The sequence below is a fragment of the Novosphingobium mangrovisedimenti genome (genome assembly GCF_025153475.1).
Taxonomy (GTDB): domain Bacteria; phylum Pseudomonadota; class Alphaproteobacteria; order Sphingomonadales; family Sphingomonadaceae; genus Novosphingobium; species Novosphingobium mangrovi_A.
Window position 1 is genome coordinate 18,391 of record NZ_JANZXA010000012.1, and the last position, 12,815, is coordinate 31,205.

Sequence of the window (12,815 nt, forward strand, 5' to 3'; positions counted from 1 at the left end):
TCGTTCCCCACTCCGCTCATCCCGAGCTTGTCCACGCGCAGCGCCAGCGTCCTTCGACAGGCTCAGGACGAGCGGGCGTGGATCGGCATCACAGCTTGCCTGCCTGCCGCAGCAGCCGTTCCGCGCGTGCGAGGTAAGGCCGGTCGAGCATGCCGCCCTTCCAGCCGATCGCGCCCACGCCCGGGTTGGCGGCGAAGATATCGACGACTTCCTGCGCCTCGGCGATTTCCTCTTCGGTGGGGGTGAAGGCGGCGTTGATCACCGGCACCTGCGCCGGGTGGATCGCCATCATCCCGCGATAGCCGTCACGGCGCACCTTTTCGGCGCGAGCCTTGAGCGCATCGAGGTCGCGGAAATCTGCACTGATCGTCTCGATCGCGGTCACCCCCGCAGTCGCCGCGCCCATCACGCAGAAGCTGCGCGCGAGTTCATACGTGAAGGAATAGGACCCGTCCGGATCGCGGTTGGACGAGGCCCCGATCGAATCCGCCAGATCCTCCGCGCCCCAAGTCAGCGCGACCACGCGCGGGCAGTCCTTGTAGTCGCCCCAGTGGAACATGGCCTCGGCGGTTTCGGTCATCAGCACGATCAGCGGCGTGGAACCCTGTTCGATGCCATTGGCGACCTCGAAGGCCTCCAGATACTTGTCGAGCGTTTCCACGTCCTGCCGGCCATAGACCTTGGGCAGCATGATTCCGCCCGGCTGCGCGGGCATCACCGCCGCCAGATCGAGCAGCGTATAGGGTCCGTCGAGCGGGTTGATGCGCACCCACAGGCGGTGGCGCTGCTCGGGGTTGGCCTTGATGAAATCGTGCACCATCGGGCGCGCGTTGGCCTTGTTGTCGATGGCGACCGCGTCTTCGAGATCGATCAGGACGATGTCGGCCCCGCCCTCCATCGCCTTGGTCATCTTCTTTTCGCTGTCGCCCGGCGCGAAGAGCCAGGAGCGGGCGGAGATGGGTTCGTGCTGTATGGGCATCCTCTTCCTTTCACGTCATCCCGGCGCAGGCTGGGATCGCGGACAGTCAGGCCGCGCATTGCCGAGAGCGATCCCGGCCTTCGCCGGGATGACGGCTTGGTTCAATACGACTTCGGCAGTTCCAGAACCCGCTCGGCTATGTAGTTCATGATCTGGTGCGGGCTGACCGGGGCAATGCGCGGGATCATCACTTCGCGCAAGTAGCGCTCGACGTGATATTCCTGCGCATAGCCCATGCCGCCCATCGACATGACTGCGGTCTGGCACGCCTCGTAGCCGGCTTCCGCGGCGAGGAACTTGGCGGAGTTCGCCTCGGCGCCGCAATCCTCGCCCTTGTCGAACAGCGTGGCCGCCTTGAAGACCATGAGGCTCGCCGCCTCGACCTGCATCCACGCCTTGGCGAGCGGGTGCTGGATGCCCTGGTTCTGGCCGATGGGACGGCCGAACACGACGCGTTCACGGGCATAGCGCGAGGCCTTCCGGATGGCGACGCGGCCCAGCCCGGTAGCCTCGGCGCCCAGCAGCACGCGCTCGGGATTGAGGCCCTGCAGCAGGATCTTGAAGCCCTGCCCTTCCTCACCGATGCGGTCTTCCTCGGGGATGAACAGGTCAGTGATGAACAGCATGTTCGAGCCTACCGCGTGACGGCCCATCTTCGGGATCAGCTGATGCTCGATGTGGTCGCGATCGAGCTTGGTATAGAACAGCGTCAGACCTTCGGTCTTGCGCTTCACCTGATCGAGCGGCGTGGTGCGGGCGATCAGCAGCATCTTGTCCGCGACGTGCGCGTTGGTGATCCAGATCTTCTCGCCATTGACCTTGTAGCCGCCCTCGACCTTGTCGGCGCGGGTCTTGAGGCTGGTGGTGTCGAGGCCGGTGTTGGGCTCGGTCACCGCGAAGCACATCTTCTCCTCGCCCGAGAGGATAGGCGGGATCATGCGCTGCTGCTGCTCCTCGGTGCCGAACAGGTACACCGGCTCAAGCCCGAACACGGGGCCGTGGATCGCCGAAGCCGCCGTCATGCCGCCGCCCGATTCGGCGACCGCCTGCATCATCACCGCGGCTTCGGTAATGCCGAGACCCGCACCACCGACCGATTCGGGCATGGCGACGCCCAGCCATCCGGCCTCGGCCATCGACATGTGAAACTCGAAGGGAAATTCGCCACTGCGATCCTTTTCCAGCCAGTACTCGTCAGTGAACTGCGAACAGTGCTTGAGAACCGCTTCGCGGATATTCTGCTGGTCTTCGGTGAAAGAGAAATCCACGAAACTCGACCTTTCCTGAGCACATCCACCGCGCAGGCGCGCGGGCCTTCCCAAATCTCGCCGTCGATGCGGGCGCGACGGGAATTAGCAGCGCAAAGCCCCCCGCACAACCATATTTGTTCCGATATTGGTTCAATGAACGAAAATGCGCATAGACCTGTGATCGCGGCTGCGCTATCAGGCGCACTGAACAGCGGAGAGCAAGATGGCCGGAGAGGCACAGACGAAAGGGCACAGCGGACCACTCGCGGGGATTCGCGTGGTCGATCTCACCAGCGTCGTGTTCGGCCCCTATGCCACCCAGATCATGGCCGACATGGGCGCCGAAGTGTTCAAGGTGGAGCCGCCGGCTGGCGACAACACCCGCTGGATCACCGAGGGCCCGGTGGCCGGCATGGGTGGCATCTATGTCAATGTGAACCGCGGCAAGCGCGGCCTCATGCTCGACCTGCGCCAGGGCGAGGACAAGGACACGCTGCGCCAGCTGATCGCCACGGCGGACGTCTTCATCCATTCTATGCGCGGCAGCGCGATCAGGAAGCTGGGCTTCGACTACGATTCGGTCCGCGCGATTCGCCCGGACATCGTCTATACCAATTGCTACGGCTACTCGCGGCGCGGGCCCGAGGGCGACAAGCCCGCCTATGACGACACCATCCAGGCCGAATGCGGCATTCCCTATGTGCAGGGCCTGATGAACGGCGAGCCCGGCTATGTCGCCACGATCATGGCCGACAAGGTCGCGGGCCTCCACGCACTCTATGCCACGATGATGGCGCTGTTCCACCGCGAGCGCACCGGGGAAGGCCAGGAGGTGGAAGTCACCATGTTCGAGGCGATGAGCTCGTTCATGCTCGTGGAACACGCCAATGGCGCGATGTTCTCGCCGCCGACCACGCCCGCGTTCTATCACCGCGCGGTCGAGAAGAACCGCCGCCCCTACAAGACCAGGGACGGCTACGTCGCCGCGCTCGTCTACAACGACAAGCATTGGAATGCCTTCATCGAGGCGATCCAGCCCGAGTGGGCCATTGGCAAACGGGGCGAGGAGTTCTCCACCCTCGAAAAGCGCGCCAGGCAGATCGGCCGCGTCTACGGCCTGCTGGGCAAAACCTTTCTCACCCGCACCACGCAGGAATGGCTGGAGACGCTGCAGGCACTGCACATCCCCTGTGCCCCGCTGCGCTCCACCGGCGAACTGTTCGAGAATGAACACCTCAACGCCATCGGCTTCTTCGAGGAGGTCGAAACCGCGCAGGGCCCGGTGCGCTTTCCGGGCGTGCCCACGTGGTTCTCCGCCACGCCCGGCCATGTTCACGGCCCCGCGCCGATGCTGGGCGAGGACAACCAGGCCGTGCTGGAGGAACTCGCGGGAAACGCCGAGGCGATTGCTGCGCAGGCCGATGTCAGCAAGTGAACAGCACTGTTGATTTGAACTGGAAAGACCTTAGTCATTCACGCAAAGCGCGTATCACGATCGCACCTTGGGAGAGTGACTGAAATCCACCCGCACGGTCCGGCTTAGCCAGCGAGCGGCCCCGCTCCGAAGCCCGCAACGACAGTGACGCGAAAACAACCGGATCGAGATCGAAGAAAGGCAACCCAATGTACGCAGACGATTCCCAGGCGGAACCCGCCAAGACCGCGCCCAAGGGCGTGCCGGTCTACAAGCGCATCCTCGACCTGTTCGAGGCCGAGGGCATCAAGACCCTTTTCGGCATTCCCGATCCGAACTTCGTCCACCTCTTCCTCGAGGCGGAAAGGCGCGGCTGGACCGTCGTCTCGCCGCACCATGAGGCCGCCGCCGGCTTCATGGCCGAAGCGGCCACCCGCATCACCGGCAAGCCCGCGCTCGCCATCGGTACGCTCGGCCCGGGCATGGCGAACATGATGCCCGCGATCCAGTGCTGCAAGGTCGAGAACTCGCCGGTGATCTTCATGGGCGGCCAGCGCGCCCGCATCACCGAGCGCCGCGTGCGCCGCGGCCGCATCCAGTTCGTGCGCCAGGAGCCGATGATCGAGGATTCGGTCAAGTACTCCAGCTCGATCGAATATGCCGACCAGACCGACGAGATCATCCGCGAGGCGATCCGCGTCGCGATGTCCGGCACCCCCGGCCCCTGCTATATCGAATATCCGCACCACACGGTGCTCGAGGAACTGGACGTTCCCGAAGCGCTGCCGCCGCACCGCTATCGCCTGACCATGCAGGGCGCTGACGGTGATCGTCTTGCCGAAGCGGTCGAACTGATCGCCAATGCCAAGAACCCGATCATCCTCGCCGGCCACGCGGTCTACACCAGCAAGGCCGGCGCCGCGGTGAAGGACCTCGCGCTGAAGATCGGCGCGCCGGTGATCCAGACCTCGGGCGGCACGGCCTTCATCGAAGGTCTCGAAGACCGCACCTTCCCCTATGGCTTTTCCGAAGTCTCGGTCGACGCCGTGGTCGAAAGCGACCTGTGCATCGCGCTGGGCACCGAGCTGGGCGAGCCGAGCCACTACGGCCGCTGGCGCCACTGGGTGGACAACGAAGCCAACCGCAAGTGGATTTACGTCCAGCAGGATCCGACCGCGATCGGCGTCAATCGCCAGATCGACTGCCCGCTAGTGGGTGATCTGCGCGCCGTGGTGCCGCAGCTCGTCCGCGCTCTGGAAGGCAAGACCCTGGCGGGCCACCCGCGCCTTGAGGAATTCATCAAGGGCGACGCGCAGCAGATCAAGGATCTGGACGAGGAATCGCAGACCCGCGACGACGGCACCGGCAACGTTCCGATGAACACCGCCCGCTTCATCGTGGAAGCCACCAAGGCCTTCCCGAAGGACGGCATCATGATCCGCGACGGCGGCGCCACCGTGATCTATACTTGGACCTACAACCAGGCGAAGCCGCACGACGTGATCTGGAACCAGAACTACGGCCACATCGGCACTGGCCTGCCCTATGCGACCGGCGCCATGCTCGCCGATCAGGCCGCCACCGGCAAGGTCCGCCCGGGCATGCTCGTGACCTCGGACTCCTCGTTCCTGTTCCACATCGGCGAACTGGAAGTGGCGGTGCGCAAGAACCTGCCGCTGGTCTGCGTCGTCGGCGTCGACTTCCAGTGGGGTCTCGAAGTGGGCATCTACCGCTCCACCTTCGGTCCCGGCACCAACGAGGCCGGCGTGCACTGGTCGGACACGGTCCGCTTCGACAAGATCGCGGAAGGCTTCGGCTGCTACGGTGAATTCGTCACCGATGCCGCCGACATCGCCGGTGCCATCGAGCGCGGCTATGCCAGCGGCAAGCCGGCGGTCATCCACGTCAAGATCGACCCGGTCGCCAACGCGGAAGACAAGCCCCAGTACAGCGAATTCCGCACCTGGTACGCCGAAGGCACGCAGTAATGTAAGGATCCTCCCCCATCAGGGGGAGGGGGACCACCCGATAGGGTGGTGGAGGGGCACGGGCGTTCAACGCGACCTCTTGCGAACCGGATGTGCCCCTCCACCGTGCTGCGCATGGTCCCCCTCCCCGTTTCGGGGAGGAATGGGAGACTATCATGCGCAACTACACTCAGTTCTACATCGACGGTCAGTGGGTCGATCCGATCACCCCGCGCACCGCCGAAGTCATCAACCCGGCGACCGAGGAAGTCTCCGGCCAGATCTCGCTGGGCTCGCCCGCCGATGTCGACAAGGCCGTGGCCGCCGCCCGCAAGGCCTTCGCCACCTATTCGCAGACCTCGGCGAAGGAACGGCTCGACCTGCTCGAAACGATCCAGGCCGAGTACGCCAAGCGCGAAAGCGAGCTGGGCGAAGCGATCATGGAAGAGATGGGCGCGCCGCGTCCGCTCGCCTGCGGCTTCCACACGATGCTCGGCAGTGGCCACCTTGCTACCGCGATCGAGGTGCTCAAGACCTTCAAGTTCGAGGAAGAGCGCGGCGTCACCCTGATCCGCAAGGAGCCGATCGGCGTGTGCGGCCTGATCACACCGTGGAACTGGCCGATGAACCAGACCTGCGTGAAGATCTTCCCGGCGCTCGCCACCGGCTGCACGATGATCCTCAAGCCACCGCAACTCGCCCCCTACTCGGCCCAGATCCTGGCCGAGATCCTGCACGACAGCGGCGTGCCCGCAGGCGTGTTCAACATGGTGCAGGGCAAGGGCAGCGAGATCGGCACCGCCATGTCGACGCATCAGGACATCGACATGATCTCCTTCACCGGCTCCGAGCCGGTCGGCGTGCAGATCCAGAAGGACGCGGCCGACACCGTCAAGCGCGTCGGCCTCGAGCTGGGCGGCAAGAGCCCGTGGATCGTGCTCGACGATGCCTCGCTGGCTGCCCATGTCGCCGGTGCGACGGCGGGCATGATGGGCAACTCCGGCCAGACCTGCTCGGCCGGCTCGCGCCTGCTGGTGCCCAATTCGCGCATGGACGAAGTGAAGAAGGTCGCCGCGGAGGCTGCCAACGGCGTGACCGTGGGCGATCCCAACGGCAACTTCGCGATGGGCCCGGTCGTCTCCAAGAGACAGTACAACATCATCCAGCAGTACATCGAGAAGGGCCTTGAAGAAGGCGCCGAACTGATCGCGGGCGGCGCCGGCCGTCCCGAAGGGCTCGACAAGGGCTGGTACGTGAAGCCGACCGTATTCGTGGGCACCAACCAGATGGTCATTGCCCGCGAGGAAATCTTCGGCCCCGTGCTCGTCATCATCGGCTACGACGACCTCGACCATGCTGTCGAAATCGCCAACGATTCCGCCTTCGGCCTGGGCGGCTACGTCTCGGGCGAGGACCTCGACACCTGCCGCGCGCTTTCGCGCAAGATGCGCACCGGCGCGATCTGGGTAAACGGCGGATTCGATTTCCACGCGCCGTTCGGCGGCTACAAGCGCTCGGGCAACGGGCGCGAGTGGGGCGACTATGGCTTCGAGGAATATCTGGAAACCAAGGCCGTGATCGGCTGGAACCCGGCCTGACGCACCCTCGGCATTTTCCGCATCTCACGAACGGCCCGCCTGCCACACGGCGTCCGGGCCGTTTTCGTATCCGCACGATCGGATGTTAACCGGCCCTCTCGGCGAAGTAGCGCGCCATCGCCTCCACCGCCTTGTCAGTAAGGTCGATGAAGGCGCGGCGGCGGTCGCTGTCGTCGCAGACACGCACGAACAGGCCCGCCTCTACCATCTGCCCGATCCAGCGCAGCGCCGTCGTCGGCGGAACGCCCGAGGCGATACACAGCGAGGTGACCGAAACCCGCTTGTGCTCCACCCGCGCAGCGGTGAGATCCAGCAGCATGTCCCAGGCCGGATCGGCGAACAGCCCGCCATCGAAGAACCGCGCGCGCTGCTGGCGCTGCCGGATGATCCCGCGCACCAGCCTGGCATCGGGAAGCGACGGCCGCGCCACGTGGCTCCTGCCGTTCTGCAAGCCCCCGACTTCATCGGCCAGACGCCCGGACGAGGACCGTGCGAAACGGAACCCGCCGCTTCCGGTATCCTTCACGAGCGCTCCGCCTGGAGAGAGGCATTCGATCCGCCCCGCGATCTGCCCCACCTGCTCGGACAGGCGCAGCAGCATCAGCCGATCGTCCTCCGAAAGGTCCCGCAACCGGGCCGGACCGAAAGTGGCCAGCACCTGCCCCAGCGCGATCACCCGTTCGGCACGGTTGGGCGCGACCAGCAGCACCGGCTCCGACTGGTCCATGCAGGAAAACACATCATCGAGCGCTTCGACACTGGTCGAAACGATCAGCCGCGCTTCGCATCGGGCGGCACGCAGGTCGAGCCTTGCCAGTGCCGCCAGCGCTTCGGCGTCGACTTGCGGGCAGTCGACCAGAACGACATCCCCCAGCGGTTGCACCTCGCCGCCTTGCAGCAGGTCCGACAGTGCCCCGGCCGCCGTGACGACCAGTCCCGCCGCCTGCGCATCATCCCGCATCGTCGCACGCAAGTGCGGCCGGTCGGCAAAGATCGAGAGCGCCACGGGCAGGCCGCCCGCAACGATGCCGCGTTCCGGCGCACCGGACGCATAAGGAAAATCAGGCTGAAGGAAATCCGTGTCGCGCATCTGTTCCGACTCCGTGTTCCGCATATGGAACAAGAGTAGAACATAAACAGATCAGGTCAAGAATAACGATGGCCCAACCGGTTAAATCACTGCAAGCCTCAATCCCGCCAGCCCGCCAGTTCACGGCGCACCAGCGCCTCCAGCATCGCCATGCCCGGCGCCGCGTCGTTGAGGCAGGCCAGCGTGGCATAGTGCTCGCCTCCCGCGGCCTGAAACACCTCGCGCCCGCGAATCGCCAGTTCCTCCAGCGTCTCCACGCAATCGGCGGCAAACCCCGGAGCGACGACCGCAATGCCGCGGGTCCCTGCCTTCGCCTCGCTTTCCAGCACTGTCTCGGTCGCCGGCTCCAGCCACTTCGCGCGGCCGAAACGCGACTGGAAGCTGGTCTCGATCCGCATGCCCGGCAGGCGCTGCGCCAGCCGCTCGCCCAGCAGGCGCGAGGTCTTGCGGCACTGACAGTGGTATGGATCGCCTAGATGCAGCGTGCGCTCGGGCATGCCGTGGTAGGACAGCAGCAACACCTCGGGCACGAAGTCCAGCGCCTCCACCTGCCGCACGATGTCCTGCTCGAGCGCGGCGATATGGGCCGGATCGTCGTAATAGGGCGGCAGCGTGCGCAGCGCCGGCTGCCAGCGCATGGCGCGCAGGGCATCGCCCACGCTGTCCATCACCGAAGCCGTCGTCGCCCCCGAATACTGCGGATAGAGCGGCGCGACGAGAATGCGGTCGCAGCCGGTCGCGGCCATGGCCTGCAGCTTCGTGGCGATCGGGGGATTGCCGTAGCGCATCGCCCAGTCGACCCGCACATCTGCGCCCAACCGTGCCTGCAACGCCCTGGCCTGGGCAGCGGTGATTGCGGCGAGCGGGGAGCCATGCTGCGTCCAGACCTGCGCATAGGCATGGGCGGACTTTGCCGGACGGGTGCGCAGGATGATCCCGTGCAGGATCGGCTTCCAGGCAATCCGGGGGATCTCGACCACGCGCGGGTCCGAGAGGAACTCGGCAAGGTAGCGGCGCACCGCCGCCGGGGTCGGCGCATCGGGCGTACCGAGGTTGACGAGCAGCACGCCGACCCCGCCGGTCGACACGGAAGGATGGTCTGGCGGCAGCGTCACAATTCCTCCCCGAACAGCGGCAGGTGGCGGGACCGGAGCCCGGTCGCGGAAAACAGCGCGTTGGCGACTGCCGGAGCGACGGCGGCAACGCCCAGTTCGCCGGGGTCTGCGGGCTCCTCGGTGCTCTCGATGAATTCGACTTCGATCGTCGGGCAATCGGCCAGTACCGGCAGGCCCAGTCCAAGCAGGCGGTCGCTGTCGGGCCGGCCGTGCTCGTAGCGGACCGAACAGCCCAGCGCGAGGCCGAGCCCGAAGACAAGCCCCCCTTCGACCTGCTGCCGGGCAATGTCGAAATTGACGATGCGGCCGATGTCGGCAACCGCGCTCAGCCTGTCGACCCGCACGCCGTTCTCGTCGCGGCGGGCGCTGGCGACCACGGCGATGCGTCCTTCGCCGATGACGTGGCAGGCGATGCCCTGCCCGCTGTTGTCGCCCCCGCCGTCCCACTGCGCCAGCGCCGCGACGCGCTGCAGGCATTCGGCGAGGCGCGGGTTCTTGCCCAGCATCGCCATGCGGTAGGACAGCGGCTCGCGACCGGCCTTGTGCGCCAGTTCGTCGACGAAGCACTCGTTGAAGAAGGCGGTGTAGCCATGGGCATTCCCGCGCAGGCGCGCGGTGGGAAGAGCGATCCTGGCAGGCACGTGATCGACCGCGACGCTGGGGATCTCGTAAGGCGGGACCGCGCCTTCGAGCGCGAGCGGGTCCTGCTTGCCGGCCACCGCCTCGATCGCCTCGACCGGCGTGTCGCCGTCGAACAGGCGGCGACCGAACTCGCGCACGGTCGCCGGCATGGCCACGCGCGCGCGCCAGCCGGCGATACCGCCCTCGGTATCGGACCGCGCGGCCATGACGGCCACGACCGGCGTGCGCGGCAGGCTCGCGCGCATCTCCTCGCGCCGCGACCAGGTAAGCTGCACCGGACGGCCGGTTTCCTTCGTCAGGATCGCCGCTTCCACCGCATGGCCGAATTCGAGCCGCCGGTCGAAGCTGCCGCCCAGCGGCATGGGATAGAGCACGACGTCGGCCGGATCGATCCCGATCACACGCGCCGCCGCCTCGCAAGTGGCCGTGGGTGCCTGCGTCCCGACCCAGAGCTCAAGCCGCCCGTCCGCCAGCCGCGCGGTGACACTGGCCGTTTCGATCGTCGCATGGATCGCCGGGACCACTTCGTAGCGCAATTGCAGCGGCAGTCCGCCCTCGACCACGGCCATGTCGCCCGACGCGTGGATGCGGTGCGGCTGTCCGGCACGCATCGCAGCGTCCAGAGCATTGTCGACATCCGTGCTTTCAAGCGCAGTGGCGACCCTGAAGCGCGGCACCATGCGGGCAAGCGCGGTATCGGCGGTCCACCAGTCGCGCGCGACGGCGGCGACCCAGCCTTCGCCTTTCACCACGCGCAGAAAGCCCTTCATGTTCTTTGCCGCATCCTCCTTGATGGAGGACAGCGAGGCGCTGGCGCCCAGCGGTGCGTGACGGATTGCGGCATGGACCATGTCCGGTAGGCGCACGTCCCCCGCGAAGGTCCACGACCCGTCGACCTTGGACGGCAGGTCGAGCCGGGGGTAGCGCAGCGACGCCCCCGGCGGGAATTCGCCGGGGCTCTCGGCCATGGCATCGACCCGCAGCGGCGGCGTGGAAGGCGGCGCGTAGGCGGCGGCTTCCTCCACCAGGGCGCCGAAGGGCAGGCGCTTGTCCGCGTGCACGACGAAGCCGGCCTTGGCCTCGCATTCCTCCCAGGCAACGTTCCAGCGCGCCGCGGCGGCCTGCATCAGCATCGCGCGGGCGGATGCGGCGGCGGCACGTGCAGGGCCTTCGTACGCGGCGAGCGACGTGCCGTCGGCCGTGGCGTTGAAGCGGTGGTCCTGCGCCCAGCGGCGGGTGAGCATATCGTCGGGCTCGTCGCCCAGCGAAGGGGCCAGCGGCAGCCACAGCGGCGCCCAGCGCGCGGCAAGCGCAAGATTGGCGTAGAGCGCGCTCAGCGGCACCGGCTCGACGCCCACCTGCCGCCAGTCCGCACCCAGTTCGTGCGCGACGACCTGCGGGATGAGCGTCGTCACTCCCTGCCCCATCTCCACCTGTGGCACCGCGACCGAGATCACGCCGTCCTTGCCGATCTTGATCCAGGCATCGAAGGCGAATTCGCCCGGCCCCGGTGCGAGCGGCAGGGGGAAATGCCGCGGCCGCAGGAAATAGCCGAGAACCAGGCCGCCCCCGGCCAGCGCCCCGATCAGGATACCGCGGCGGGTAACGGCCATCAGTGCGCGTCCAGCCAGCCCATGACCTTGCCCGCCAGATCGGCAAATGCCCGCGCCTGCGGGCCCTCGCCGGCGGCAGTGGGCGTGCCGGCGTCGCTCTCGCGGCGGATCGCGATGTCGAGCGGAATGCGGCCGAGGAAATCCGTTCCCATGCTGCGCGCAGCCGCTTCCGCCCCGCCGGCTCCGAACGGATCGCTCACTTCGCCGCAGTGCGGGCAGGCATAGCCGGCCATGTTCTCGACCACGCCGATGACGGGCACCCCGCCCTTTTCGAACAGTTCGACGGCACGCGTCGCGTCGATCAGCGCGAGGTCCTGCGGGGTGGAAACGATCACCGCGCCGGCCGGCTTGAATTTCTGCAGCATGGTAAGCTGGATGTCGCCCGTGCCCGGCGGCAGGTCGACGACGAGAATCTCGGCCTCGTCCCAGTGCCCTTCGAGCAGCTGCGTGAGCGCCCCCGAAGCCATCGGCCCGCGCCAGGCGATCGCCTGCCCCGGTTGCGACAAGTGCGCCATCGAGAGCACCGGCACGCCCCACTGGCTGGCCACCGGCACCAGCCGGTTGTCATGGGCAACCGGGCGCTGACCCTCGGTACCCATCAGCCGCGCCTGGGACGGGCCGTAGATATCGGCATCGACCAGCCCCACCTTGCGGCCGCCCCGCGACAGGGCAACGGCAAGGTTCGCCGCGACGGTGGACTTGCCCACGCCGCCCTTGCCCGATCCGACCGCGACGATCTTCTGGACGGCCTTGTCGGCCATCATCGCCACGCGCACCTCGGCAACGCCGGGCGCACCCTCCAGGGCGGACTTGACCGAGGCCTCAAGCCCGTCGCGCGCGGGGGCGGAAAGCCCGGTGGCGTCCAGAACGAGCGTTGCCCGCCCATCGGCCAGCCGCAGCGATTGCAGCCGGGCAACGGCCTGGTCGGGAAGGAGGGATTTCAGTCGGTCGGCAGCGTCACTCGTCATGCGATCTCCAGGTCCGCGCCAAGTCCGCCCCGGCTTCGCGCGGTGCGCGGCTCTGCCGCTCAGGTGGCCCAGTCGCGGAAAAAGGGCAAGAGAGGCCCTGTTTTTTACGGCGTAGGTTCCTATAGATAACGCCATGAAAGCAATCGGTGACGCAATGGCGACCCTGGGCACGGATGTCC

9 protein-coding genes are annotated in these 12,815 nt (G+C 66.9%); 3 read left to right on the plus strand and 6 right to left on the minus strand.

Annotated features, from left to right (window positions below; all coding sequences use genetic code 11):
- Window positions 1–88: 88 nt before the first annotated feature.
- Window positions 89–979: an HpcH/HpaI aldolase/citrate lyase family protein gene (locus NZK81_RS16235; RefSeq protein ID WP_260047124.1), complete on the minus strand. Its 891-nt coding sequence runs from the start codon at window positions 977–979 to the stop codon at window positions 89–91.
- Between the two features lie 101 nt (window positions 980–1,080).
- Window positions 1,081–2,247 (minus strand): acyl-CoA dehydrogenase family protein, encoded by a 1,167-nt coding sequence (locus tag NZK81_RS16240; protein ID WP_260047125.1) that lies wholly within the window; start codon window positions 2,245–2,247, stop codon window positions 1,081–1,083.
- Between the two features lie 205 nt (window positions 2,248–2,452).
- Between NZK81_RS16240 and NZK81_RS16245 the strand changes: the two genes are divergently transcribed.
- From NZK81_RS16245 to NZK81_RS16255, 3 genes are all read left to right on the plus strand, one after another.
- Window positions 2,453–3,664 (plus strand): CaiB/BaiF CoA transferase family protein, encoded by a 1,212-nt coding sequence (locus NZK81_RS16245; RefSeq protein WP_260047126.1) that lies wholly within the window; start codon window positions 2,453–2,455, stop codon window positions 3,662–3,664.
- 188 nt (window positions 3,665–3,852) lie between these two features.
- Window positions 3,853–5,631: a thiamine pyrophosphate-binding protein gene (locus NZK81_RS16250; RefSeq protein ID WP_260047127.1), complete on the plus strand. Its 1,779-nt coding sequence runs from the start codon at window positions 3,853–3,855 to the stop codon at window positions 5,629–5,631.
- 155 nt (window positions 5,632–5,786) lie between these two features.
- Window positions 5,787–7,208 carry an aldehyde dehydrogenase family protein gene (locus NZK81_RS16255; protein ID WP_260047128.1) on the plus strand — a complete coding sequence of 474 codons (1,422 nt, stop codon included), beginning with the start codon at window positions 5,787–5,789 and terminating at the stop codon, window positions 7,206–7,208.
- A gap of 85 nt (window positions 7,209–7,293) precedes the next feature.
- Here the strand turns inward: NZK81_RS16255 and NZK81_RS16260 are convergent, their stop codons facing one another.
- The 4 genes from NZK81_RS16260 to NZK81_RS16275 all read right to left on the minus strand — a co-directional run bounded on the left by NZK81_RS16260 (window position 7,294) and on the right by NZK81_RS16275 (window position 12,636).
- Window positions 7,294–8,298, minus strand: a complete 1,005-nt coding sequence (locus NZK81_RS16260) for a helix-turn-helix domain-containing protein (protein WP_260047129.1) — start codon at window positions 8,296–8,298, stop codon at window positions 7,294–7,296.
- A gap of 98 nt (window positions 8,299–8,396) precedes the next feature.
- Window positions 8,397–9,413 (minus strand): ferrochelatase, encoded by a 1,017-nt coding sequence (hemH, locus tag NZK81_RS16265; protein WP_260047130.1) that lies wholly within the window; start codon window positions 9,411–9,413, stop codon window positions 8,397–8,399.
- On the minus strand, window positions 9,410–11,668 hold the full coding sequence (locus NZK81_RS16270; protein ID WP_260047131.1) for a xanthine dehydrogenase family protein molybdopterin-binding subunit: 2,259 nt from the start codon (window positions 11,666–11,668) through the stop codon (window positions 9,410–9,412). The genes hemH and NZK81_RS16270 overlap by 4 nt, the downstream gene beginning before the upstream one ends.
- Window positions 11,668–12,636, minus strand: coding sequence for an Mrp/NBP35 family ATP-binding protein (locus NZK81_RS16275; protein WP_260047132.1), 969 nt, complete (start codon window positions 12,634–12,636; stop codon window positions 11,668–11,670). Before NZK81_RS16275 ends, NZK81_RS16270 begins: the two co-directional genes overlap by 1 nt.
- Between the last annotated feature and the right edge of the window lie 179 nt (window positions 12,637–12,815).

Excerpts from the sequence above, each read along its gene's own strand:
- NZK81_RS16260 (WP_260047129.1), bottom strand. The coding sequence starts at position 8,298 with ATGCGCGACACGGATTTCCTTCAGCCTGATTTTCCTTATGCGTCCGGT.
- NZK81_RS16250 (WP_260047127.1), top strand. The coding sequence starts at position 3,853 with ATGTACGCAGACGATTCCCAGGCGGAACCCGCCAAGACCGCGCCCAAG.
- NZK81_RS16275 (WP_260047132.1), bottom strand. The coding sequence starts at position 12,636 with ATGACGAGTGACGCTGCCGACCGACTGAAATCCCTCCTTCCCGACCAG.
- NZK81_RS16270 (WP_260047131.1), bottom strand. The coding sequence starts at position 11,668 with ATGGCCGTTACCCGCCGCGGTATCCTGATCGGGGCGCTGGCCGGGGGC.
- NZK81_RS16255 (WP_260047128.1), top strand. The coding sequence starts at position 5,787 with ATGCGCAACTACACTCAGTTCTACATCGACGGTCAGTGGGTCGATCCG.
- NZK81_RS16245 (WP_260047126.1), top strand. The coding sequence starts at position 2,453 with ATGGCCGGAGAGGCACAGACGAAAGGGCACAGCGGACCACTCGCGGGG.
- NZK81_RS16235 (WP_260047124.1), bottom strand. The coding sequence starts at position 979 with ATGCCCATACAGCACGAACCCATCTCCGCCCGCTCCTGGCTCTTCGCG.